Source organism: Paenibacillus sp. FSL L8-0708 (genome assembly GCF_038009325.1).
GTDB classification, from domain to species: Bacteria; Bacillota; Bacilli; order Paenibacillales; family Paenibacillaceae; genus Paenibacillus_AQ; species Paenibacillus_AQ odorifer.
The window spans coordinates 702,787-728,525 of the sequence record NZ_JBBPBC010000001.1; the positions used below are offsets into that span (position 1 = coordinate 702,787).

At 45.1% G+C, this 25,739-nt stretch carries 17 protein-coding genes; 14 read left to right on the forward strand and 3 right to left on the reverse strand.

The annotated features are described in order from the left end of the window. Window positions 1-5: 5 nt before the first annotated feature. The 12 genes from NYE58_RS03310 (at window position 6) to galU (ending at window position 19,436) form a co-directional block, all read left to right on the forward strand. Window positions 6-6,380 (forward strand): S-layer homology domain-containing protein, encoded by a 6,375-nt coding sequence (locus tag NYE58_RS03310; protein WP_341001057.1) that lies wholly within the window; start codon window positions 6-8, stop codon window positions 6,378-6,380. A gap of 1,527 nt (window positions 6,381-7,907) precedes the next feature. Next, window positions 7,908-9,458: a spore germination protein gene (locus NYE58_RS03315; RefSeq protein ID WP_143762001.1), complete on the forward strand. Its 1,551-nt coding sequence runs from the start codon at window positions 7,908-7,910 to the stop codon at window positions 9,456-9,458. Beyond that, on the forward strand, window positions 9,455-10,612 hold the full coding sequence (locus NYE58_RS03320; RefSeq protein WP_341001059.1) for a Ger(x)C family spore germination protein: 1,158 nt from the start codon (window positions 9,455-9,457) through the stop codon (window positions 10,610-10,612). The genes NYE58_RS03315 and NYE58_RS03320 overlap by 4 nt, the downstream gene beginning before the upstream one ends. Before the next feature lie 240 nt (window positions 10,613-10,852). Beyond that, window positions 10,853-11,959 (forward strand): GerAB/ArcD/ProY family transporter, encoded by a 1,107-nt coding sequence (locus tag NYE58_RS03325; RefSeq protein ID WP_076279652.1) that lies wholly within the window; start codon window positions 10,853-10,855, stop codon window positions 11,957-11,959. 246 nt (window positions 11,960-12,205) lie between these two features. Next, the gene (locus NYE58_RS03330) at window positions 12,206-12,724 is read left to right on the forward strand and encodes a DJ-1/PfpI family protein (RefSeq protein WP_076278132.1); all 519 of its coding nucleotides are present in this window, start codon (window positions 12,206-12,208) and stop codon (window positions 12,722-12,724) included. Window positions 12,725-12,747: 23 nt separating this feature from the next. Then, entirely contained in the window at window positions 12,748-13,374 is a 627-nt protein-coding gene (locus tag NYE58_RS03335) for a hypothetical protein (RefSeq protein WP_076278133.1), read from the forward strand. An 18-nt stretch (window positions 13,375-13,392) separates the two neighbouring features. Continuing rightward, window positions 13,393-13,689 carry an antibiotic biosynthesis monooxygenase family protein gene (locus NYE58_RS03340; RefSeq protein WP_076278134.1) on the forward strand — a complete coding sequence of 99 codons (297 nt, stop codon included), beginning with the start codon at window positions 13,393-13,395 and terminating at the stop codon, window positions 13,687-13,689. Between the two features lie 14 nt (window positions 13,690-13,703). Beyond that, window positions 13,704-14,522, forward strand: a complete 819-nt coding sequence (locus NYE58_RS03345) for a phosphotransferase family protein (protein WP_076186267.1) — start codon at window positions 13,704-13,706, stop codon at window positions 14,520-14,522. Between the two features lie 28 nt (window positions 14,523-14,550). Next, window positions 14,551-15,096: a DUF1697 domain-containing protein gene (locus tag NYE58_RS03350; RefSeq protein WP_076278135.1), complete on the forward strand. Its 546-nt coding sequence runs from the start codon at window positions 14,551-14,553 to the stop codon at window positions 15,094-15,096. Between the two features lie 206 nt (window positions 15,097-15,302). Then, window positions 15,303-17,432, forward strand: coding sequence for a glycosyltransferase family 39 protein (locus NYE58_RS03355; protein ID WP_341001064.1), 2,130 nt, complete (start codon window positions 15,303-15,305; stop codon window positions 17,430-17,432). A 78-nt stretch (window positions 17,433-17,510) separates the two neighbouring features. Then, the gene (locus tag NYE58_RS03360) at window positions 17,511-18,497 is read left to right on the forward strand and encodes a glycosyltransferase family 2 protein (protein WP_341001065.1); all 987 of its coding nucleotides are present in this window, start codon (window positions 17,511-17,513) and stop codon (window positions 18,495-18,497) included. 18 nt (window positions 18,498-18,515) lie between these two features. Next, on the forward strand, window positions 18,516-19,436 hold the full coding sequence (gene galU, locus NYE58_RS03365; RefSeq protein ID WP_341001067.1) for a UTP--glucose-1-phosphate uridylyltransferase GalU: 921 nt from the start codon (window positions 18,516-18,518) through the stop codon (window positions 19,434-19,436). Window positions 19,437-19,825: 389 nt separating this feature from the next. Here the strand turns inward: galU and NYE58_RS03370 are convergent, their stop codons facing one another. From NYE58_RS03370 to NYE58_RS03380, 3 genes are all read right to left on the reverse strand, one after another. Beyond that, window positions 19,826-20,392, reverse strand: coding sequence for an FAD-dependent oxidoreductase (locus NYE58_RS03370; protein ID WP_076278138.1), 567 nt, complete (start codon window positions 20,390-20,392; stop codon window positions 19,826-19,828). Between the two features lie 167 nt (window positions 20,393-20,559). Then, the gene (locus NYE58_RS03375) at window positions 20,560-22,143 is read right to left on the reverse strand and encodes a sensor histidine kinase (protein ID WP_076124414.1); all 1,584 of its coding nucleotides are present in this window, start codon (window positions 22,141-22,143) and stop codon (window positions 20,560-20,562) included. Next, window positions 22,140-22,823 carry a response regulator transcription factor gene (locus NYE58_RS03380; protein WP_076220407.1) on the reverse strand — a complete coding sequence of 228 codons (684 nt, stop codon included), beginning with the start codon at window positions 22,821-22,823 and terminating at the stop codon, window positions 22,140-22,142. The genes NYE58_RS03375 and NYE58_RS03380 overlap by 4 nt, the downstream gene beginning before the upstream one ends. Before the next feature lie 475 nt (window positions 22,824-23,298). Between NYE58_RS03380 and NYE58_RS03385 the strand changes: the two genes are divergently transcribed. Next, complete coding sequence (locus tag NYE58_RS03385) at window positions 23,299-24,462, forward strand: glucose-1-phosphate adenylyltransferase (RefSeq protein ID WP_076278140.1); 1,164 nt, start codon at window positions 23,299-23,301, stop codon at window positions 24,460-24,462. 122 nt (window positions 24,463-24,584) lie between these two features. Beyond that, window positions 24,585-25,688 carry a glucose-1-phosphate adenylyltransferase subunit GlgD gene (gene glgD, locus NYE58_RS03390; RefSeq protein ID WP_036676786.1) on the forward strand — a complete coding sequence of 368 codons (1,104 nt, stop codon included), beginning with the start codon at window positions 24,585-24,587 and terminating at the stop codon, window positions 25,686-25,688. The last annotated feature ends 51 nt before the right edge of the window (window positions 25,689-25,739 follow it).

Here is a 25,739-nt window from a genome sequence, read left to right on the forward strand (position 1 = left end):
TCCAAATGACAAGTCATAAATGGCCCAGAAGAGCTTCTGTAGCGGCATTATGCGCGGCTGTGGTATTAAATGCAGGGATTGTTCCCGTATCGGCTAACTACACGACTGATTTCTATCATGAAGGTGTAGGCACCAATTACGGGCAGGCGAAGTGGAAGGATAATTCTATTGTTAAGGAAGGCGTTAATTTCAGCGATGTCACCGTCGGAGAAATGATGCAAGCGATTGAAGCTTTTGATTTTGAGGCTTTTGCAAAAGATAATTCCGATTTGCCTTGGCTTGACGCCTTGCTAGTTAACGAAGGTGTCATTCCGGATGATGTCAACGACGAAGTTAGCGCCAATACTCTGTTCAGCCGGGGAAGCGCTTTGTACATGAAGACTCAGGATAATACCAAGCTGGGTTTTGTGGGAACGGTGCATTACGCGGATACTTTGAACAAGGACACGATGTATAACATCACCCTTTCTACAGGAGACTTGGCGGAACAGAAAAATGTGCGGAAGAACTACCCGAGTCATGAGAATCAGACCTACACAAGCGGAGGCCTGGAGATTAACCAGCGGAAATTTATTTCCAGCTATAACAGTGCTGTAACGCTGCTTCAATTGAAGAATCCTACAGCCAGCGATATAACGTTGACGATGAAGGTTAAATCACCTTTCGTCTCAGCGGCTGAGGGTGATGAGCTGGTGGGTTACAGAGTGGCTGCTCCGCTAATGATAGGCAAAGCCGGGCAAAAGGTAGTTGAAGCAATGTCCTACGTGGATGTTCACCTGAGCGGAAACGGCATGAGTCCTTCCGGAAATGAACTGGTTAAAGAGATTACAGTGCCCGCCGGTGGCTCCGTTGACCAAAAGGTAGTCATGGGTTGGCTCGCGGATGAAATACCAGGCTCAAAGCTGCATTATGAGAGCTTTAAGGCTGCTGACAGCAATGATACAGCCTTCTCCGCACAGGTGCGGGAGTACAACGAGTGGTGGGCAGAGAATATTCCATATATCGATGTTCCCGATGAGAATGTGAAGAAGGTACTTTATTATCGTTGGTGGTGTAACCGCTTTAATTTGCTGGATGCCAACATTCCGGGCAATGACTGGCAGTTCCCGATGAACATGGAGGGCGTTCTCGGCTACAACAACGGGATTACGGTCAGTGTACCTTGGGCGATGCAGGATCTGAAATGGCTGCGTGATCCTTCCTACTTGTATGGAACCTGGCTGGCTCAAGGGGAATATTCCGAGAATAAGAACTATAAAAATAATCCCGGACGTCCTAACATCTGGACTTGGGATATGATGCAGAACACGTCGCAAGTAGGCTGGGATGCTTACAAGATTTACGGTGGTGGTCAGGAAATATTGAAGAAGTTCGCTGATTTTTCCGCCACTGATGTTACCGGCACACTTGAACATTTTAAAGGCACTAATCCAAATCTTGTTTATTATAACCATGGTCCGATTACAGGTAATGACGGAGATACCGTATCCATGCACTGGAATGGCAGTGGTAACTATGCCCGGCTGGATGGCTCTTCTACTACCTACGCCAATGCAGTGGCAACAGCGAAGATGTACGAGCAGCTTGGAGATACTGCGGGTGCAGCTAAAATGAACACTGTGGCGCAGAATATTAAGAATTCAATTCTGAATGAGATGTGGTACGACAAGGCTGACTTTGATGGTGACGGTGTGGCAGATACGAATGGTACAGGCAGCTTTTTGCACAAAAAAGTTGTAGGCGGTACCGATGTATTCAACCCTTGGCGGGATAATAACATGTTTGTCTTTAATTTTGGTGTAGTACCAACTGAAGGTGAAGAAGGATATGAGGCGAAATATTTATCCCAGTTGTCTGATTACGCAGATCCGAATTATTATCCGATCTTTCCTTTCTTTACAGCGGATCAGAACAGCATTATGAAGCGGGTGGAAGATTTCAAGAATGGCAAGACGGATGCCTTCGGTACAGACCAGTTCGCATGGTGTAACTTCGGCAACTATATTAATACCGTTCGTGCCTCTCTGCGCTATTATCCTATAGATAACATCAATAGTGACGTTTACAAAACACTGTTTGATTGGGGCGCTTGGTTGCATACAGTGGAGCCGGGCAATACGGACCACCTGGACTCTAATGAATTTTTCTGGCTGGAGGATTACTTCTTCGGTACGCCATGGACAAAAGACAATCCTCCTAACCCTAGTGGAGATATGGTACGGGCATGGATTCACCACGATACGCTTGGCATGATGAATTACACTGTGGTTGAAGATATGGCGGGTATTCAGCCACGGACAGATGACAAGATCGAGCTATGGCCGATTAATGTCGATTATGACTATTTTGCTGTAGATAACGTGCGTTATCATGATGCTAACTTATCTATCGTATGGCAGGATCCTGCTAAATACGGCGACAATCCTCATTATCAAGGTATTCCAGCAGGTTATTCGCTCTTCATTAATGATGAACTCGTAATGACAACTAACGAAATGTCCCATCTGATTTATGATACAGCTACTGGTAAGGTGGAAAAACCTTCAGGTGATGTAACTGGGGCTGTTGGCGATAACTCGAAGACACAGGTGTTATATGAAAAAAGCAGTGCTACGACACTTGCTGCGGCAGATCAAACATCCCTAGCTAGCAATGAGAAGACTGTCGATATGTTTAATAAAGCAGGCGTAGATATTGTTAATGACGGTACGAATCTGGCTGTTGCTTCAGGCACTACTGTTGAATCGACTTATATCAAGAGCGGTTCGAACATCCGCAACCTGGCGGACAATTCGACAATCGCATCGATTAATCATACCTCAAACACAGCTTTATTCGGAGGTTCGCCGAATTCCGTCGATACGGTTACGTTCAAATTTGATGGAGTCCAGGCTGTGGACAATGTAAAAGTCTATTTCTATAATGACCGGCTTCTGAACGGTTATGGTACACCACAGACATTCGGTGTCGAATATCAGGATGCTGATGGAAGCTGGAAACCAGTGGAGGGGCAATTCCGCTATCCGGAGTATATTGCTTCCAACTATAACAATGTAGAGTTCCAAAAGGTTAACACTGCAGCGATTCGCATTCATGTGACGCATTCGCTGGAACTTGCGACCGCCATCAAGGAGATTCAGATCTACAACAATAATCTGGAGGTTAAGGCGGCTGCCAATCAGGCACCAAAGGTTTATCTAGAAACACCATTGAAGGTTGAGCAAAATGTGCCTCTGACGATTATGCCGCAAATCGTTGATGATGGATTGCCAAGTGGCAAGCTGACTTATACCTGGGAGAAGATTTCAGGTGAAGGAGAAGTAGAGGAGACAGGGCTTGATAAGGCCATGCTGCAAGCAACCTTTAAGGCGACTGGTGAATACGAATACCGCCTGACTGTCAGCGACGGGGAACTTGAAACTGTCGTGAAGGTTCCAGTCACCGTATTTGTAGCTACTGCAGAACTGACAGAGATGATCGCGAAGTTTGCGGATCGGGATTCCGGCAGACTTGTCCGGAACAAGGATGATTTTACTGCGGCAACATGGCAAGAGCTGCAAGCTGCACTGACTGCTGCCAAGGCATTGCTGGCTCAGGGAGAATATACACTGGAAGAGATCAAAGTGGCAACGGATCAAATGCGGATGGCGGTGGATAACCTTAGATACAGAAATGCTGCCCTTTTGGCTACCCCTAGTGCCTCTTACACTTCGGCATGGGAGTCTGTGTATGGCATTAATGATGGTTATATCCCTTATACTTCAGCAAGTATTTACAATAGCGAAGCAGAAACTCAGTATGGGAACTGGGGCGGCCCCGGTGAAAGCCACTGGCTACAACTGACCTGGAAAGAGCCCGTGACTTTGTCAGGCAGCTCCGTGTACTTCTATGATGATGAAGGCGGTGTACAGGTACCGGGAGATTACAGCTTCGAATATTGGGATAAGGATGCCGGAAAATACGTACCGGTAACGGGCTTGAGCGAGAAAGGCAAAGCAAGAAATGCATTTAACGAGGTAACCTTTGACGAGGTGAAGACGGATAAACTCCGTTTGATTCTTAATAAGCAGTCCACTAGTATTTGGACAGGCGTTAAGGAATGGCGGGCAATTTCGTCTAAGCCAGAAGGAGAAGTTCCTGCTCCCGGCGACCATGGTGCGATTGTAAGCATTGAACAGATTGCGGTGAGTACGACAGTTAACGTCGTGCCTAATCTTCCAGCTAAGGTTACGGTAACTTACGCCGATAAAACGACAGGCTTGGCAAGTGTGGTATGGGAGGAAATTCCCCTTAACAAACTCACCATTGCTACAGACTTCACTATATTTGGTAAAGTGGCGGGCACCGATATTGCTGCCAGCTGCCGCATCAGTGTGAGGTACGATAAATCTAAACTTAAAGCAGCCATTGATACAGCGGAAGATCCTTCGATAAATGAAGAGAATTATACCGGAACGCCTGAGCAATGGGAGGCACTACGCATTGCACTAGAGGCTGCTAAAGCCACTTATGCAAATGACGGTGCTACCGATGGTGATATTAATGTGGCATATTCCAATTTGAAAAATGCCTTTGAAGCCTTACAGCCTGTCGAAGCTCATGATGCAACGATCAGCGGAATCACAATTCCGGGCGGATCTATTGATCAGGTAGCCAAAGAAATTATTTTACCGGATACGACTACACTTGATGAGCTGAAGGAAGGACTTACTGTTCCGGTAGGGGTTACCTTCGCTGTGTATGAACCCGATAGCATTACTATTGCGGGAGAAATTCAAACGGGTTACAAGGTCATTGTGACGGCACTGGATAAAACAACGACCAGAACGTATACCTTAACATTAGTTTCTGTAAATCCACCTCTCATAACGGCAGCCTTGGAGGAGAAGCTTAGAGCAATAGAGGCTCTGGATAAGAGCCTTTATGTAGAGGAGAGCTGGAATACTCTTGAGAAAGAGGTAGCACGTGCAGTGATGTTGCTGGAGAGTGGAACTGCTACTCAGGCAGACATTGATGAGGCATTAAGTCAGCTTACTGCGGCGGTTGCGGGCCTGAAGTTGCTTTCAGAAGCTACGCCAACATCAACACCTGCACCGACAACGACACCAACGCCAACGCCAACGGCAACGCCGAAACCAACAGAGGCACCGGGTACTTATGTGCCGGTAGCCACGGCAAAACCTTCGCCTAGCGCGTCTGCGACAGCTGCCCCTGCTGTAAGCAATGGTAAAATCATTGTCCAGATGGTTATCGGAGCAGATGGAAAAGCATTGGCTGAACTGGCTGCCACAGATGTTGAAAAGGCAGCAAAGGATGCAAAGGATGGTATTCTGTCCATTGTCGTGAATCCTACCGGAAACGCGAAACAAATTGTAGTTGAGCTGCCACTGCAGTCACTGGCAGCAGCGGGGAATGTTAAATCCCTCAAGATTGATACAGGAACAGCAAGCATAATGCTGCCGGAAAATTTCCTGAAGACTTACAAAGATGCTAAGAACGGCAAACTTAAGCTTATTGTGGGCACTGGAGATATATCCGGATTGCCACTTTCGGTAAGCAGTCAGTTGAATGCAGGTACAATTAAAGACATCAGTCTTAGCGTAGATGGTGTGATTATTCCAGGCGATGTACTGAAGACATCGGGGATCAAGCTGGCACTTCCTTATACGCTGAAGTCTGGTGAGAAAGCACATAAAGTAGTGGTTTATTACTTGAACAGTAATCAGCAACTAGAGATCGTTAAGAACGGAAGATTTAATACAGGAACACAGATGCTTGAGTTAAATTTGCAACAGCTTGGCAGTTATGTAGTGGTTCACTCGAATGTTTCATTCAAAGATACCGCTACAGCTAATTGGGCGGTAAACAGCATTGAAGCACTCGCAGCACGAGGCGCAATCCAAGGGATGGATGCTGAACACTTTAATCCAAGTGGAAATGTGACCCGTGCAGAATTCATCAAAATATTGATGAACGCTTTTGATTTACTAGATGAGACGGCTGTAAGCACATTTACAGACGTTAAGGATGGGGCATGGTATGCCAGTCCGATTGCGAGCGCTCAAAAGCTCGGTATTGTTAAAGGCCAAGCGGATGGCAACTTTGGTGCAAGCGAGGAGATTACTCGTCAGGAAATGGCGGTCATGATTTATCGTTTGGCTCAGACGATTAATATCCCATTGACCGACGGAACAAAGGCTTCTGGTGAAGCATTCTCTGATGTGAACCAGTTGTCTGCGGATGCAGCCAAAGCTGTAGAAGCGATGCGTATTAGTGGAATTATTAACGGTATGACATCCAACCAATTTGGACCAAACGGCAAGGCTACAAGAGCGCAAGCAGCGGCCGTGATCTTCCGCCTGTTTGAGCAGCTTCAATAATCATGCAGCAATACAAGATATAAAAAAGACGCAGGTGTCCCGTAGTCATGATCATGACTGCTGGGCACCTGTGTTTTTTTGCTGCCAACCCCAAACGCCTAATCTCATGCTCGTATCCACCACGCTCTTAAAACAAACTTTGCTTCATGGTATGTAATTTGCACGCAAGAGATCGCTAACGGACCCAGTAGCCCCTAAACGTTGCATTTATCGACTTTTGGCATGCTATCGGACCCAATAGTCGCTATTGGCATGAAAATCGCCCGATTAGAGCCACTTTTGATGAAATAGCTGTACTGGAGTCCGGAAATGTGCCCAAAAGGAGGTAATTGAGCCAATAACGCCTCCTGAGTCTTTAAGCACTTGAAGATGTACTGGGTGTTATCGTGCTAGGTCGGTAAGTTCCAAGGGATGACTGGGATGCGGCGGTAACGGACCCAGTAGTCCCTAAACGTTGCATTTATCGATTTTTGGTGTGCTGTCGGACCCCATAGTCGCTATTGGTATAAAAAAAGCCCGATTAGAGCCACTTTTGATGAGATAGCTGCACTGGAGTCCGAAAATGTGCCCAAAAGGCGATAATTGAGCAAATAACGCCTCCTGAGTCCGTAAGCGTCTGAGGATGTATGCGGTGTTATCGTGGCCGAGTCCGTAAGCGTCTGAGGATGCGTTGGGGGTTATCGTGTCTGAGTCCGTAAGCGTCTGAGGATGTACTCGGTGTTATCGTACCTAGATCCGTAAGTACTTGAGAGTGTATTCGTGTTATCGTGCTAGGTGCGTAAGCCCCAAGGGATGAGTGTGATTCGGCGGTAACGGACCCAGTAGTCCCTAAACGTTGCATTTATCGACTTTTGTCGTGCTGTCGGACCCCATAGTCGCTATTGGTATAAAAAAAGCCCGATTAGAGCCACTTTTGATGAGATAGCTGCACTGGAGTCCGAAAATGTGCCCAAAAGGCGATAATTGAGCAAATAACGCCTCCTGAGTCCGTAAGCGTCTGAGGATGCACTCGGTGTTATCGTGTCTGAGTCTGTAGGCCTCAGGGGATGTGTCCGGTTTTATTGCGCTAGGTCAGTAAGCCCCAAAGGATGAGTGTGACTCGGCGGCAACGGACCCAGTAGTCCCTAAACGTTGCATTTATCGACTTTTGGCGTGCTGTCGGACCCCATAGTCGCTATTGGTATAAAAAAAGCCCGATTAGAGCCACTTTTGATGAGATAGCTGCACTGGAGTCCGAAAATGTGCCCAAAAGGCGATAAATGAGCCAATAACGCCTCCTGAGTCCGTAAGCGTCTGAGGATGTATGCGGTGTTGCGTGCCTGAGCCGAAAGTGTCTGAGGATGTATGCAGTGAGTCGCTATTGGCATGACCCCAAGGGCTGATTTAGTGACTTACCTGCGGAACCAACCTATGGAGCAGTCTCATTTTCTTTCTTGTTGATCCCTTTTCAGTATAATTTTGGCGGATAGGATTTGGAGAGACGGGGGATAATTTCTAGGAAACCTAATTCTGACAGGAGTGACTACTGTGGAGGAACGGCCAGCAGGTGGGAACAGCAATACGTCTCAAAAAAACACAAAATCTGAGCAGACTCTGAGTACGTCACTGGATAAAATGATGACTTTGTTTAGAGACATATTCAAGAACGATGGAACGCTTAGAATCAGAGTGTTTAGCAACATGTTTAGTGATAGTCTTCGCTTTGGATTAGTCTATGTTGACGGAATGGTTGACAAACATATGATCCAAGAGGGGATTATCAAGCCCGTCATGGCATTTGATTTTACCGAAAAGGATTGTGGCAATAAAGCCGAGCTGATGGAGAACATCCGGACTCAGGTCATTAGTATTAGCGATGTGGTTGCCTCTGAGAATTTTGATGAAATGATCTATGCGATTATAGCTGGCAAGACCTTACTGTTGATGGACGGTTATGCCGGTGTTCTGAACATTGGTGCACAGGGTTGGGAGACGAAAGCTCTTGCGGAACCGGTGACCGAAAAAAGTGTGAAAGGTCCAAGGGAGGGATTTACGGAATCACTGTTAGTAAATCTCACTCTTATTCGGCGCAGGGTACAAGATTCCGAATTAAAATTTGTTTTTAGTTCACTGGGAACACGGTCCAAAACACCGATATGTATCTGTTACATGGAGGGGTTAGCATCACCGGCTATTCTCAAAGAATTACAGAATCGAATGGAACAGATTGACATAGATCTTATTCTAGATACGGCATCTCTGGCGGAATTAATTAGAGACGAGCCCTATTCGCCCTTTGAAATGACAGGAAGTACAGAGCGCCCGGATGCCGTAGTCAGTAACATGATGGAGGGCAGAGTTGCCGTGCTCATTGAAGGCAGCCCGTTTGCAATGACTGTCCCCTATGTATTTGTAGAGAATTTTCAAGCCAGCTCGGATTATTACATTAACTTTTATTTTGGTTCCTTCAATCGAATGTTGAGAGTTTTTGGAGCTTTTTTGTCGATCAGTATACCTGCTCTTTACGTAGCTTTAGTTACCTATAGCCAGGAAATGATCCCAACCATGTTGTTGCTCAGTATTTCTACAGCAAGAGTAGCAGTCCCTTTTCCTACAATAATAGAAGCGTTATTCATGTTAACTATATTTGAAATATTAAGAGAGGCGGGTGAGCGGATACCTACCTATATAGGACAGGCTATCAGTATCGTAGGCGCTCTCGTGTTAGGACAAGCAGCAGTGGAGGCTAGAATAGTTAGTGCTCCAATGATTATTGTAGTCGGTTTAACAGGAATCATGACGCTACTTAACCCTAGGTTGACCGGTCCTTTAATTATCGTAAGAACATTGCTGCTGGGTGCGAGTTTTTTTCTAGGGATATACGGTTATTTTCTTGGAATGCTTGGTTTAGTAGTTCATTTGATGAGTCTGCGTAGTTTTGGGGTTCCATACATGCTTGGAGTAGGCTCAATCCGTCCTCAGGACATTAAAGATACAGCGATCAGGGCGCCATGGTGGCATATGTATCTGCGTCCGGCGTTAATTGGGGCACGAAATATGAGGAGAAAAGGTTCCAATAAAATAAGGAGAAGACCATGAGCAAGCTGAAAAGGATACTTCTGATTGTTACATCCATGATGCTTCTGATCTGCAATACAGGCTGCTGGAACTACTTTGAAATTGACGATATGTCGATTGTTGCCGGGGTCGCGATTGATAAGGGGAAAAAAGACGGTCAGTTATTGGTGACAACAGAGATTGTAGATACAAAGGAAGGAATGAAATCAAGTCAGGCTGGCTTCAAAATGATCACGCTCGCGGGCGAGACCATGTTTGATATTGTGAGGGGAATGATCTCGATCACTGGAAAAAAGTTATTTTGGAGCCATTCTAAGGCGATTATCCTTAGTGAGGAGATTGCAAGGGAGGGAGTCACCAAAGTAATAGATTGGTACAACAGGGATACGGAAACCCGATCGGATGTGTATATTTTTGTCGCTAAAGAGAAGTCGGCTCAAGAAATCATAAGTCTCAGCAGTTCGACTGAGAGTATTATGTCCTATGCACTTGCACAGCAGATGAGGACTGAGAAAAATGTAAGTACAGCGCCGGTTGTGGAAATTTGGGACTTCATAGATAAGCTCGAGGCTTCTGGTGAATATGCCATCGCTCCATTAATTTATGTTCATGAACAAAATAAGACGAAGAATGCACGAGTTAGCGGAACAGCTATTTTCAGGATGGATAAAATGATCGGTATGATCAGTGGCGAAGAAACGAAATACATGTTGTTTGCCAACAATCAAATCCAGGGAGGTGTGTTAATCGTAAAGGATGAAAGTGGAGAACCTGCCTTTTCCCTCGAAATTTTATCCAATCGTACAAAAATAAAACCTGTATGGATAAACGGTAAGCTCCAAATAAAGCTTAATACACTGACACACGCAGGACTGGACGAGGTCAAATCTTCGGGGGAATTCAATAATCTGGACAGCAAGAAGACTATAGAAAGGTGGGCTGAAAAAGAACTGGAGGAGCAGATTCTCTCCGTTATTCATAAGGTTCAGAAGGATTACCAAGCAGATATTTTTGGATTTGGAGAGCTTCTTCATGAGAAAATGCCACGGACCTGGGAGAAAATCGAGAAAAACTGGGGGGAGGAATTTTCCAACGTAGAGATAGTAGTGAATTCCAAGGTGATTATCGAGAGCAGTGCACAAACGTCAAGGTCTATCAAGATTCATCAAAAATAGGTGATAAAATTGGTTGTTGTGGTCATATTTATCTATGCGGTAATTGTTTTGAGTGATCCTTATGGTCTATGGAAACAGGGGATGAAGCGGGATTTTTATGTTTCTTCCGCACTATGTCTGGTATCATTCTGTATTGCTTTTGCATTGGCAATGAGATGGTCACTCCCTAGTCCTTCACCATACCTAGAACACTGGATTAAGATGCTATTTTAGGGGACAAGCCTAAAGGGAGAATAGAGTATGAACAAAGAGATCGTATCAACAGGGCATGCTATTAGTATTGCTGTCTTGTTTATTATGGGGACTTCAATATTTATGGGTGTGCCGGGAGAATCCGGTAACAGTAACTGGATCGCCGTATTATTAGCCATGGTACTGGTGGTCCCACTGCTGCTGATATATGCCAGACTACACATCCTATTACCAGGCAAGGATCTATTTGATATGTTGATTACCGTGTTTGGAGGCGTCTTGGGTCGAATCATTTCTTGTCTCTATATTTGGTATACCTTTCATCTAGGGACACTAATTCTTAGGGTTTTTGGAGAATTCAGTAGATCCGTTACTTTAACCGAAACACCAATGATAGCACCTATGGCATGTCTTGGACTGTTGTGTATATGGATAGTTAAGGCTGGGATTGAAGTGCTGGGGAGAAGTTCTAAGCTTCTATTACTGTTCGCAATATTTGTTAATCTAGTCATTGTCACCTTAGCTTTTTCCAAAATGGAATATCATCACTTACTTCCGCTGTTGGATAAAGGCTGGAAGCCATTATTTAACGATACGCTGGGCACATTTTCTTTTCCATTTGCAGAGGTTGTAGTCTTTCTGGGGGTATTCGGTAATTTATCGAAGAAGAGCTCAGCGAAGAAGGTATTATTTGGTGGCGTAGCGATTGCTGGGGCAATTATTATTATGGCTACACTACGGAACCTATTGATGCTGGGTCCTGAGGTCTTGTCTAGTTTATATTTTCCGGCTTATGTGTCTGCAGGGCGTATTAATGTAGGAGATTTTTTGACCCGAATTGAAGCGTCATCGGCAGTGGCTTTTGTAATCACAACATTTATAAAAGGAAGTTTATGCCTTTACGTATCTTGCATTGGAGTAGCTAAAGTATTCAAGCTCAAGAGTTACCGCTCCGTTGTGCTTCAGATGGGACTACTCATGATCTATTTTGCGGATTTTGTGTACAAGGATATTATGGAAATGTACTATTTCTCTTACCATATTTATAAAATATACGCCTTTCCTTTCCAGGTGATTATTCCGTTGATATTATGGATTTGCGCTGAAATTGTTGTGAGCCGAGGTAAAAATAAACAGATAGCGCCGCAGTCGTAGCAATAGCTCTAAATAGGAGGATACAGGTGTCTCGTGAGCCATAAAAAGTGGCTGTTGGGATGCTTGTGTCCTTTTTGTTATGAGTAATTAGGTGAAATCCCACATTCGGAATCTTAGCGGAGCGCATAGTTGTTATTGATTAGCGTCCTCTGAGTCCGTAAGTTTCAGGAGAGGGCGATGATGCTATAATGATAGATACATAGAATAGGGGTTACTTTTTTTGAGAACAGGGGAGCTGATCCATCATTGAATACATATATTCTTATATATGATAGCTTTGTGCAGTTTGAGGTTACATTGGCAGCTTATTTTATGAAAACAAAGGGTGAGGTTTATACCTTAGGTTTGGAAGATAAGGCGTTAATCTCCTGCGAGGGTTTTTCTGTGAATCCATCCGTATTGGTTGAAAATGTGGACGTTAGCACCATAGATTTATTGATTATCCCTGGTGGGAAAACAGATAATTTAATAGGGCAGGAGGCTCTATTAGATTTAATCAGAAGCCTGAATCGAGCAGGCAAAGTCATCGCGGGCATTTGCGGTGGGGTATCCATTCTTAAGGCTGCCGGAGTACTGGATGGTAAGGTTTATGTGGACAATGAATCCGGCGTATCTAACGTCGTTGTCGATGGAACAATCATCACCGCTAAGCCGAATGGATATGTAGATTTTGCGCTTGAAATTGGGCGAGTAATGAGTATCTATAAAGATGAGGCAGATTTGCAAGAAACGATAGATTTCTTTAAATATTTTAAATCCGTTTAAGGAGTAGAAGAGGGGAAACATGTATGAACGTTAGCAATATCATTATGTCCTCTTATTGGGGTAGAGAGGTTAAACATAAATATATCACCCAAGGTTCCAAAGCGCTGGCTGTTATTTTTCCGGGTAAAAATTATTCAGCTGATCGCTCTCTGCTGGATTATGCGGCTAAAGCTGCCCGGGAGCATAATTGTGATGTTCTGCTTTTAGAATATGGTTACCAGAGTGCTAGGGTGGATTTCAAGCGTGAAGAAATGAGTATTATCATTGAGGAATGTAAAGCCGTGATTGCTTCTCTGCCGGATTATAAGAGGTTTCTTTTTATAAGTAAAAGCATGGGAGCTGTTATTGCAGGTAGAATAGCTGATGAGCTAGAAATACAGAAGAAGACGTCTCATCTATATATCACCCCGTTGCCTGAGGCGGTGCCGCTGATTCAGCGGAGTCGGGGGACTGTAATTTATGGAGGCAGTGACCCCTTATTTGGTGAAGAGCATTCGGGTGAAATTAGTGGGCTGAATCATTTGAAGGTGTATAGAATCGATGATGCCAATCATTCGCTGGAGGTAGGCAGTGTCAACGAGTCACTAGCAATACTGCTGGTCATCATTAATTTCTATCATGAATTTTTCCGGGATGCTTTAAATCCATAACTTTAGGAGATGATGAGTGTGATTTTGGAAGCTGCGATGCTGCAAGTGAAGCCTGGTTTGACTACTGAATTTGAGCAAAGCTTCAAGGAGGCATCAAGCTTAATCTCCTCGATAGAAGGTTATATGGGCCATGAATTACAACATTGCTTGGAGGATGAACATAAGTATCTGTTGCTGGTGAAGTGGAGAACGCTTGAAGACCACACTGTTGGATTTAGAGAATCCAGCCAATATCAGGAATGGAAAGCACTCCTTCACCATTACTACGACCCATTTCCGGTAGTTGAGCATTTTACCCGCATTAATCTGGACTAAATGGAGGATGCCGAATGAAGGCGAAGCTTGTTGGGGAAGGCAGAACAGCGGAGATCTGGCAGCATGACGATCAGAGGATTCTTAAATTGTACCGGGAGGATATAGCAGAGCAACATGTCAGCCGGGAATATAAAATCAGCCAGTTTGTACATGCGCGGGGTGTTCGGACCCCCCAGCCTTTTGAGCTTATTTCTGAACAGAATCGACAAGGTATCGTTTTTCAACAAATTCAGGGTCCCTCTTTACTAAAGGTGATGGGTGAGAAGCCTTGGAAAGTTACCCAATATGCCAGGCTGATGGCGGGGCTTCATTGTGATTTGCATAAGCTTGAAACTACAGAGGAAATCGGCCAGCAAAAGGATATGCTGAAAAGTCAGATCATGGTTGCCCCTATGCTAAGCGAAGAGGAAAAATCCGTCATTTTAAAGTATCTGGAGAAGCTGCCGGAAGGTACTCGTTTATGTCATGGGGATTTTCATCCCGACAATGTGCTTATGGATGAACAGCTCTGGGTGATCGACTGGATGACGGGTGTAGTGGGAGAACCTGCTGGAGATGCTGCGCGTTCCGTAGTGATGTTCAGTTTGGGAGCTATGCCTCCGGGAGCTTCGGCCTTCTCCAAATTAATGTTAGGTTTTATAAGAAAAAGATTAACTAAGGGATACATTCAAGAGTATCTCAGATTATCAGGACACACTTATGAGGACGTAGACCGCTGGATTTTGCCGATCGCTGCCGCACGTCTGGTGGAGGGGCTTTCGCCTCCAGAGAAGGAGCTGCTGGTAAAAGAAGTTCGTAAACGTCTACACACCTTAGCCGCAGAGGTAAGCTGATCATGGCACAAAAACGGAGGTGTATTCTATGACTACTTATATAGCGCTGCTGCGTGGAATTAACGTGGGCGGGAACAAAATTATTAAAATGTTGGACCTGAAGGCGATGTTTCAGTCTCTTGGATTTGCAAATGTACGAACGTATATTCAGAGCGGAAATGTCGTGTTTGAGAGTGATGAAGGTTCGGTGAGCCTGCTTAGCGGAGTCATTGAACGTCAGATTCATGAGGTTTTTGAATTCGAGGTCTCTGTTATTATCCGTACTTTAGCAGAAATGGAGAATGTGATCGCTAACGATCCCTTTCAGCTGTCCGAGCCAGAGGAATTCAAAAGATGGTATGTTACTTTTTTACCAGCCGAGCCTTCAGCGGAAGCATTGGATAAACTGCGCACTTATGAGAATGGACCGGATAAAGTGCGTTTTGTCGGCAGAGAGATGTATATATTATATGAGGTCAGTGTGAGCCAATCGTCGCTTTTTAAAGTCCCTTTTGACAAAATACTCGGGATGCCCGTTACCGCACGCAACTGGAACACGGTGAATAAGCTTGTTGCCATAGGCAAGATGGAATAACATAGTTTGGATTGAACAGGGTACCGAAAGGCTCCACATTGTGGGGTCTTTTTTGCGTGCCGGCAGCCTCATTTATTCAGCAAACATTCAGCTTGCACTCATTGAGAGTTAAGGTATGGATGAAATAATACACCTACGGAAAGCTTGGGCCGGAGTTACAGAACTGCCGGCATATAGAATGATCAAGGGATAGGAGTGAAATGGAGATGAGTTTTGCTAGAAAAATAAGCTCGGATCTTATACTGTGGCTCATTTTAATACTCGCTGCTTTTTTGTACGGTTATGGAGTTTGGAATGACCACTATGTGAATACATACTACACCACTGCCGTGGGAAGTATGCTGCAAAACTTTCATAATTTCTTCTTCGCTTCACTCGACTCTGCAGGTTCAGTCACGGTGGATAAACCACCAGTCACCTTTTGGATTCAGACTCTTAGCGCACTCATTTTCGGGCTGCATGGCTGGAGTGTGATTTTACCTCAGGCGCTTGGGGGCGTGGGCTCCGTGTTGCTCGTATACCTTCTGGTAAAACCTACCTTTGGTAAAGTAGCTGCACGTTTAGCAGCGCTGGCCATGGCAACAACTCCAGTAGCGGCGGCTGTTAGCCGGACGAATAACATTGATGCTCTGTTAGTATTCACGTTACTGTTGGCGGTTTGGTTTTTATTTAAAGGAACGAAGAGTAATAAGCTGGGCAGTCTCCTTGCCGCATTTGCTTTAATCGGTGTTGGGTTTAATGAGAAGATGCTGCAGGCTTATATGGTTTTGCCGGCATTTTATCTCTTTTATGTCTTGGCTGCGAAAGTGAACTGGAAGCGAAAAACTGGAGTATTAGCGGCCTCGACAGCTATATTACTCGTGGTCTCGTTATCCTGGGCAGTGATAGTGGATTCGATTCCCGCTAGTAAACGACCTTATATCGGCAGCAGCGGTACTAACTCCGTGCTCAATCTTGCCTTTGGTTATAATGGTGTCGCCCGATTGACGGGTGATCGGGGGACAGGTGGTGGCGGAGGTGGAATGCCTTCAATGAATGGTGGTGAGATGCCGAACATGAATGGCGAGATGCCAGCTATGAACGGTGAAAGACCCGCTATGAACGGGGCATATGCTGAAAATGGTACGGATAGCGGACGTGGAGCATTTTCGGGTCGGCAAGGTATGAATTCAACCTCAGACAGTCAAAATGGCGCCGATGATGGAGGTTCTCCAGGGCAACCACCCGGCGGTGGAACGGATAATCAAAACCGGCAATTTGGTGGTGAAGGTGGAGGTCAAGGACAACGCGGCGGCATGAATGGCGGCGGAGGTGGAATGTTCAATACTGGAACCGCAGGTCCACTGCGCCTGTTCCAATCAGAGCTGTCAGGTCAGGCAAGCTGGCTGCTGCCTTTTGTATTGTTTGGCTGCATTGGATTATTCGCTAATCTGCGGAGAAGGAACTTTACGCAAGGGCATAAAGAAGCTCTATTCTGGTTAGCATGGCTGGTGCCGGTGATGGGATTCTTCAGTATTGCGGGATTCTTCCATCAATATTATCTGGTGATGATGGCTCCGCCGATAGCCGCGTTGGTCGGTGCAGGCTGGTCAAAGCTCTGGAGTCTGTATCGCGAGCACTTTGGTTGGCTGTCATGGCTATTGCCAGTTGCAACGCTGGTTACAGCAGCTTTTCAGTGGTACATTATTCATCCTTATGACGATACGATTGGCAGGGGCTGGTCGATTGGTATTCTGGCTGCCGGTATAGTTGTTTCTCTGGTGCTGGTCGTTCTTAAAGGCAAACAGAAGCCATTTGTTTTCTCGGCAAGTATTGTTGCTGTACTAGTATTGTTAATTGGCCCGCTCTACTGGGCAGCTACCCCAATTACTTATGGCCTGAACAGTCAAACCCCTGAAGCAGGACCAGGCAGCAGTGAGGGCAGAGGAGGAATGGGCGGCAATTCTAGCAACTTTGGACGTAATAGCGCTACAAGTGCAAATGAGAGTCTGTTGTCCTATCTGGAGGAAAATAATACTGGGGAGCCTTATCTGTTTGCCGTATTGGATTATGGCACAGCAGCTCCTTATATCGTCGATAAGGGGGCATCGGTTGTTATTCTGAACGGGTTTTCCAATTCGGACACAGTATATACCACAGATACCCTAGAGGCGTTAGTAAAGAGTGGAAAGGTGAAATACTTCCTGCTGAGCAGCGGCGGTATGGAGGGGGGACGTGGAGGGAACTCTACGCTATCTACCTGGATTACCGACAATGGTACAGAGGTTCCAGCAGCGGATTGGGCAGGAAACGATGCTGGTAACAGCGGAACGTTATACAAAGTTACAGTTAACTAGTTCAGTGTTTTAGAGTACGAAGCGTGCTAATACATTTGCAGGCACGCTTCAGCATTCAAATTAAAGGAGGAGCTGCTCATGAGCATCAACGTGCGCTATTCCATTATTATACCGATGTTTAATGAAGAGGCAGTCATTCAGGAAACGTATCGCCGTATTAAAAAAGTGATGGCAATGACGGAGGAAGTGTATGAGCTGATCTTCGTGAATGACGGCAGCACCGACAACTGTGCCCAGATGATCGAGGAATATAGCTACTGGGATGAGAGTGTGAAGCTGATCGATTTGTCACGTAACTTTGGACATCAGATCGCTATTACTGCCGGAATGGACTATGCCCTTGGGGATGCAGTTGTCATTATTGATGCTGATTTGCAAGACCCGCCTGAGCTGATCTTGGACATGATTGCGGAATGGAAGAAGGGGTATGAAGTTGTATATGCTAAACGGGTGAAGCGTAATGGTGAATCCTTATTCAAAAAGTGGACGGCCAGCCTCTTTTATAGAATTCTGCGTTATTCAACCGATATTTCTATCCCTGTGGATACGGGTGATTTTCGGCTCATAGATCGTATGGTCTGCGAAGAGCTCAAACGTCTACCGGAGAAAAACCGTTTCGTGCGCGGACTGGTCAGCTGGGTTGGTTTCCGTCAGAAGGCGATTGAATATGAACGGGATGAACGTCTGGCGGGGGAAACTAAATATCCACTAAAACGTATGATCAAGCTCTCTTTGGACGGAATTACCTCCTTTTCCTATAAGCCGCTGAAGCTGGCAGGATATTTGGGCGCACTGCTGTCGGCTTCTGGTTTTCTGTACCTTATGTATGTTTTGTACCTGGTGATTTTTACAGACTCAGTTGTTAAGGGCTGGGCTTCGATGATTGGAATTACGCTGACCTTCAACGGATTTGTACTCATTATGCTAGGAATACTAGGTGAATATGTCGGCCGGATTTATGACGAAACTAAAGGACGTCCGCTTTATATTGTCCAAGAGTTCTATGAAGGTAAGGGGCAGCAAAAGAACATTCGTGAGCACCCTGTGACCCATCTCCGTAAATAAACTGCAAGGGAGGGATTCATGATGAAGATTAGAAAAGCTGTCATTCCCGCCGCGGGCTTAGGCACTCGTTTCCTGCCTGCCACTAAGGCTCAGCCAAAAGAAATGCTGCCCATTGTGGATAAACCAGCGATTCAATATATCGTAGAAGAAGCCGTCCGCTCTGGTATTGAAAGTATTATCATCGTGACCGGCCGCAATAAGAAGTCGATTGAAGATCATTTTGATAAATCGGTGGAGCTGGAGCAGACGCTTTTGGAAAAAGGGAAAGAGGAACTACTTCGTGAAGTCCAGCTAATTAGTGAGCTAGCGAGCATCCACTACATTAGGCAAAAAGAGCCGCTGGGACTAGGCCATGCCATCCTTTGTGCGGAACAATTTATCGGTGATGAACCTTTTGCTGTTTTGCTTGGTGACGATATTATGGTTTCGGAGGACCCGGCGCTGCTGCAGATGATGAGATTGTATGAGCAAGAAGAGCAGACTATCGTCGGTGTGCAGCAGGTGCCACGGCAGGAGGTTAACAAATATGGGATTATAGCCTCCAGCGGCTCACTAAATGGAGTTCATGAAGTAAAAGGATTGGTAGAGAAGCCCTCGCCTGAAACAGCTCCTTCAGAATACGCCATTATGGGGCGATACATTTTGGAGCCTTCGATATTCTCAGTGCTGGCTAACCTCAAACGTGGAGCGGGCGGTGAATATCAACTGACGGATGCTTTGCACGAGGTATGCCGGCAAGAAGGATTGCTGGCGCTGGATTTAATCGGCAAACGTTATGATATTGGTGATAAATTTGGTTACATTAAAGCCACGCTGGAGGTAGGTTTGATGCGGGAGGATTTGCGCCCATTATTGGTTCCGTATTTGCAGGAGCTGGCTGCTAGTCTTAAGGGAAGAGAAAAAGAAGTGGATTCCTTGCATTGGAGTATACACAGTTGAGGGAGAGGAACTGTTTCAAACGATCATAACATCGGCTTCGGCGGTGGGATGAGGTTTTGAAGCAGTTTTTTTGCGTGTGGTGTTCAAAGGACGGTGAGGGACGAGCAAATAAGTGTACTTTATACAATTAAAAGTATGGGGGACAGCTGCAAATCGATTTAGTTGCACTTGATACATCTATATCTTCACATTTTAACTAGAATGCTCATTTAGTTTGTTTTTAGTTGCATAAAATACACTTAAAACAGCCGTGTGGGTGTTATTGTATGAAATAGCTGCATCAAGTGCAGTTATTTTTAAATTTCGTAACTTGGTTCTCCTGGGTGACGAAAAAATCCGAAAGACCGATTCCTAAGAATCATCCTCCGGATTTATGTTTTGAGTATAGATTAAGCTTTCAGCACATCATGATCAACGTAACGCGTACCATTTAACTCGCTAATTACATTAATAGCTACCTTCGCACCATCGCCTGCGGTAATAATGGCATGTACACTTACTCCAGCAACAGTACCAGCAGCCCAAATGCCTGCGATATTCGTTTTGCCTTCAGGATCTACGGCTACTACAGTTTTGATTCTTGGCTCTGTACCATCCTTAGTCTCTACGCCAGCTTTGGCAGCTAGATCTGTAAGGGCGCCTGTGGCGAGAATGACATGTTTTGCTTCATAGATAATTCCATCTTCAGTTTCAATGACAAAACCATTGCCGCTGGAGGTGAGGTTGATAGCCTGTTCGGAAACCAGCTCAGCGCCAAATTTAACGGCTTGCTTATGCCCGGTTTCGACCAGCTCAGGACCACCTACTTCGGAAATTCCATAAAAGTTCTCAAACCAACCTCTGCGGGTCATGCCCTTATCGTTGTCGATCAGCAGCGTTTTTTTGCCCGCCTTGGCGGCGAACAGGGCTGCGCTTGCACCGGCAGGACCGGCGCCAATTACGGCGATTTCGTACATGTATTTACCTCCTAAAAGTTTTGTGGAGCGATGCTCCTTAGAATGGACTACATAGCAAAACTGGTAACGAAAGCATACGCTTGGTTTTGTGGAGCAAAACTCGCTTCGAAAGCATACGCTTAAGTTTTGTGGAGCGACGCTCCAGTTCCTCTTAATTATAACGGTTGTTACTCTTCCTTGGCTAATCCTTCCTCGCAAGGCAGGCTAACCGTAAACGTTGTCCCCTCGCCAACGGTGCTATTTACACTAATCTTGCCGTGATGTGCCTCGACAATAGATTTTGTGATGGAGAGACCCAACCCTGATCCGCCGTATTTACGTGTGCGAGAGGAATCACTGCGGTAGAATCGATCAAAGATATGTGGGATATGCTCCGCGGCAATTCCGTAGCCATTATCCCGCACGCTTAATAGAGCTTGATTTCCTTCCGCTTGTAAAGAGAGATGAATGCTCCCTGTCGTGGCATCGGTATGCTGAACTGCATTGTGGAACAGATTCAGAATCACCTGCTTGAGCTTATAGGGATCATATTTACCACGGATGCCATAGGAAATATCAAATGTAACTTTCCGTTGATCTGCGAGCAAAAGCAGATGCGGCTTCATTTCGTGAATCACCTCGCTGAGAATCAGATCAGTCATCTGCAGCTGTGGAGCTCCATCCATTCGAGCGAGCAGTAGCAGATCCTCGACTAGCTTATTGATTCGTTTCGATTCACCATGCATGCTTCGCAACGAGTTATATAACTGTTCTTTATTATCGGCGGCGCCCCGCAGCAAGACCTCAAGAAAACCGTGTATTGAGGTAAGCGGAGTTCTAAGCTCGTGGGAAGCATCGGCAGCGAACCTGCGCATCTGCTCCTTGGCCTCCCGTTCATTATGAAAGGATATTTCGAGACGTTCGAGCATACCATTGAATGAATGAGCAAGCTTGTCGATCTCGGCTTGTCCTTGGTCAACTGGAAACCGAATGTCCAAATTACCGGCATTAATGATCTCAGCCGATTCTCCCATATTAGATAGAGGAACTAACGTCTTTCGCAGGGCCGGTAAGTATAGGAATAATCCAGTCAATAAAGCAATCACTGACAAACCTGCGTAGATCAGCAGCTGCTGCATTATCACATCCGTCAATGGCCCCGTGCTCACACTCATTTGCAGCAGCAATCTAGTATTTCCAGGTCTATAAAGATTCATGAATATAGCTAGATGTTCAGTTCCGTCTTCAGCTTGGATGAGCTTGTAATTTCCTGTTGCCCTATCCGTGGTGTGAATCAGCAGCGCATCGTATTGCTCATTGGTCAGCCTGGGTGCTGCTATATCTGAGAGGGTTAATTGCTGTAAATCCCTGAAGGTGCCATCCGAGCTGTACATGGCGAGAGTTGTATGGGCATCAAGCAGAAGCGGGCGCCGGTTCTCGCCAGTTCGCAGCCCACTTGGCATTTTATTCATGTCTTCTCTTTCCAACGGGAAATTGCTGTTAAACTCGTTGTTCGTGTCATTTATACCTGTGCTGTCCTCGTCATAGGAATTAAAAAAGTTAAAAAACATCTCACGGGGGACAGAACGTATTTGCGCTTCCATAGACTCGGCTCTATTGCTGTATATAAAATCTCGCATAAGGATATATTGTAAGACTCCAATTAGCAGCAGCAATCCTGATAGAATAAGCAGCGATGTGGCAAGCAGCTGTTTACGCAAGGAACGTGGTGCAGGCAGTCTGCGAAGCCATCTGAAGATGGGAGTGCTCATAGATCCACCCGGTAGCCTGCGCCCCGCAGGGTACGGATAATACGGTGCTCCTTATCTCCGAGCTTCTCACGAAGCGAACGGATATAGACCTCAACAATATTTTCCTCACCGCCAAAATCATAGCCCCACACTTTATCAAGAATCATAGGCTTGCTGAGTACAAGGCCGTGATTGATAACGAGATACTGTAATAACTCGTATTCCGTAGGGGAGAGTTCAAGTACTTCCTCCCTGAAGCGAATTTCCTTTCGCCGACTGTCAATTCGGAAAGGACCGCAGCGGACCTCACCTAGCAGCCCCGGAAACTGATTCCGCAGCCGCGCTTGGATCCGCGCTAGTAATTCATCAAAGCTGAAGGGCTTGACCATATAGTCGTCAGCACCAATAGATAGTCCTTTTACGCGATCATCCACTTCGTCTTTTGCAGTAAGCATGATGACAGCTACCTCTGTCTCTTCTGAGCGCAGATAGTGACATACCTCGAATCCATCCATACCCGGCATCATAACATCCAGGATAGCTACATGGGGCTTGAATTCAGCTGCAATCGAAATGGCGCTTAGCCCGTCCGACGCGGTTCGTACATCAAAACCTTCGTTAAGGAGACCCAGCTCCAGGAACTGTAATATATGAGGCTCATCATCTACGAGCAGAAGTCGAACTCCTTGTACTGCTTTCATCATAGGTTCCTCCAAATCGGTGATAGATAGCTTCATTATGCCATATCCGGTTGAATGTTTGCTGAAGACCGAATGATTCTTTTTCTAGAATAAATGAGTGAATTTCTTTCACATGGCTTTAAATTGGTTAATCTAGTTATAAGGAATATTAACGTGTTTAATGACAAACAGGGTTAAAAATTCCGGATTTTCGGAATTGCGATAAAGGGTTTTGACGAAGAATATAGAACACTTTACAATAAGGATAATCTCCTGATTCAGGCTCCTGATTTTGGAGAATGCTCTCCCTATTTTAGGTTAGATCATCCGAACGTGTAAAATTTCCTTCCTCGTTTTTTCAACTTTGTCATCTTCCTATCAAGGCTCATTTCTTTCTGGTGTATTTCTTTTCTAATTCACTTCTTTTTGGAATTCTGTTCATTCATCCTAGGTTTGCTGAACTTTATATTACCCATAAGTCAAGGGAGGCTTTTCCATGAAGAAAAAAGAAATGGTAGCCATGCTATTGGCTGGAGGCCAAGGCAAAAGATTGAAAGGTTTAACCAAATCGCTTGCCAAGCCCGCTGTCTATTTTGGGGGCACTTATCGGATCATCGACTTTCCTTTAAGTAACTGCTCCAACTCGGGTATTGATACTGTCGGTGTATTGACACAGTATGAGCCACTTATACTACATTCTTACATCGGAGTAGGCAGTGATTGGGATTTGAACCGTAAGAATGGTGGAGTATTCGTATTGCCACCGCATGAACGTGAGAATGGAAGCAGCTGGTATCGGGGAACAGCCGATGCGATTTATCGAAATCTTAAATTTGTAGATCAGTTCGACCCTGAGCATGTTCTTATTCTATCCGGTGATCACATTTATAAAATGGATTATCATGCTATGCTGCAATACCACAAGGAGAGAAATGCAGATTGCACAATTTCTGTGATTGACGTTCCGCTGGAGGAAGCAAGTCGATTTGGAATCTTAAATACGGAGGACGATCTGAAAATTTACGAATTTGAAGAGAAGCCTGCACAGCCAAAAAGCACGCTAGCTTCTATGGGTGTGTACATCTTTAAATGGGAAATTCTCCGCAAGCATTTACTGGAGGACGGAGAGAATATAGGGTCATCTCACGATTTTGGTAAGGATATCATTCCTTTGATGCTGGAAGACGGAAACTCTTTATTTGCGTACCCTTTTGAAGGGTATTGGAGAGACGTTGGTACGGTAGCAAGCCTGTGGGAAGCGAACATGGATTTACTGAGCGATAATCCACCGCTTAATCTAAATGATCCCAACTGGCGCATATTTACACGCAATCCGAATCAACCTGCTCAATATGTCGCACCTGGGGCGAAAGTGTCAGGATGCATTATTAATGAAGGGTGCATTGTGCATGGTGAAGTGAAGCACTCGGTTCTTTTTTATGGCGTAGAAGTAGGTGAAGGCAGTGTGATTACGGACTCCGTAATTATGCCTAAGGTTAAGATTGGTAAGAACGTACGCATTCATAAAGCGATTATTAGTGAAAATACGGTAATCGACGATTATATGGAAATAGGCATCGAGCGGGAGAACGAGAACGAAATTCTGCTGATCGACAATAAAAGCAAAAAACGTAAATCAGCTGTGGCCAAAACCATATAATCAAGCTAAAACGCCTTCGGCGTCCTTCTAGGGACGGTAAGCGTTTATGCGAGATTTATAAGGATAAAGTATATAGTGAAACTTATACTTTCTTATAAATTATAAGAGGACGGTGGATTCCGATGAAGCAACTCATGGGTGTAATTAATCTGGATCATGAACTCGATAAACTAAATGAACTCACTTATTTCCGCTGTGGTGCAGCCGTACCTTTTGCCAGTCGTTATCGGTTGATAGATTTCGTGCTTTCCAATATGATGCGTGCGGATCTGGAGAGCGTGGGCCTGTTTGTTCGCCGTAAATATCGTTCTTTAATGGACCATTTGGGTGACGGGAAATCTTGGGATATGAATCGCAAGCATGGGGGACTATTTATTTTGCCTCCGGACTGGAATGATCCCACCGATACTTCTCTTGGCGACCTTCAGCATTATCATAATAATCTGGATCTTTTTAAACGGGGATCTGCAAAATATATTGTGTTTTCCGGCAGCCAGCATATTAATACTATCGATCTCCAGGACTTGTACAGCTACCATTTGGAGAAGGGTGCCGATGTTACAGTAGTATACAAAAAAATAGAGCAATTGCAGCCAGAGCATGAGTTATGCCAGCGTATTGAAGTGGACGAAGAGAATAATGTGACCAATATCCATCATGAGAAGGATCATCCCAATTTATATCTCGATATCTTCATTATGGAGAAAAAACTGTTCCTGGAGCAGGTGGAACATTGCATTGCACATGGGGAGAGTTACTTTTTCCGTGATGTCATTCAGAAAAACCGCCATAAATTCAAAATCGCTGCTTATGAGTATCATGGCTATCATGCCGTAATTAATTCATTGGAAAGCTATTATAAGAATAGTCTGGAGCTGCTTCAGCAGGAGAATTACTTTAGTCTGTTCAAAGAAAGCCCAGTACAGACGAAGATTAAATATGAGGCTCCTACCCGATATTTAGAGAGCGCAAATGTCAGCAATTCACTGGTGGCTAACGGCTGCATTATAGCTGGAACGGTGGAGAACAGCGTGATCTTTCGTGGGGTTCAGGTACGTAAAGGAGCGAAGATCATCAACTCTGTAATTATGCAGAAGTGCATTATAGAGGAAGATGCTGTTATTGAGAATGTGATCATGGATAAGGACGTACATTTAAGTAAGAATCGAATTCTCGTCGGGGATAGTAAACGTCCATTTGTGATCGCCAAGAGCAGCAAAATATAAACCAACTGGATTAGATGAAACGAAACAGTATAACCTATCTGATCTACAGGC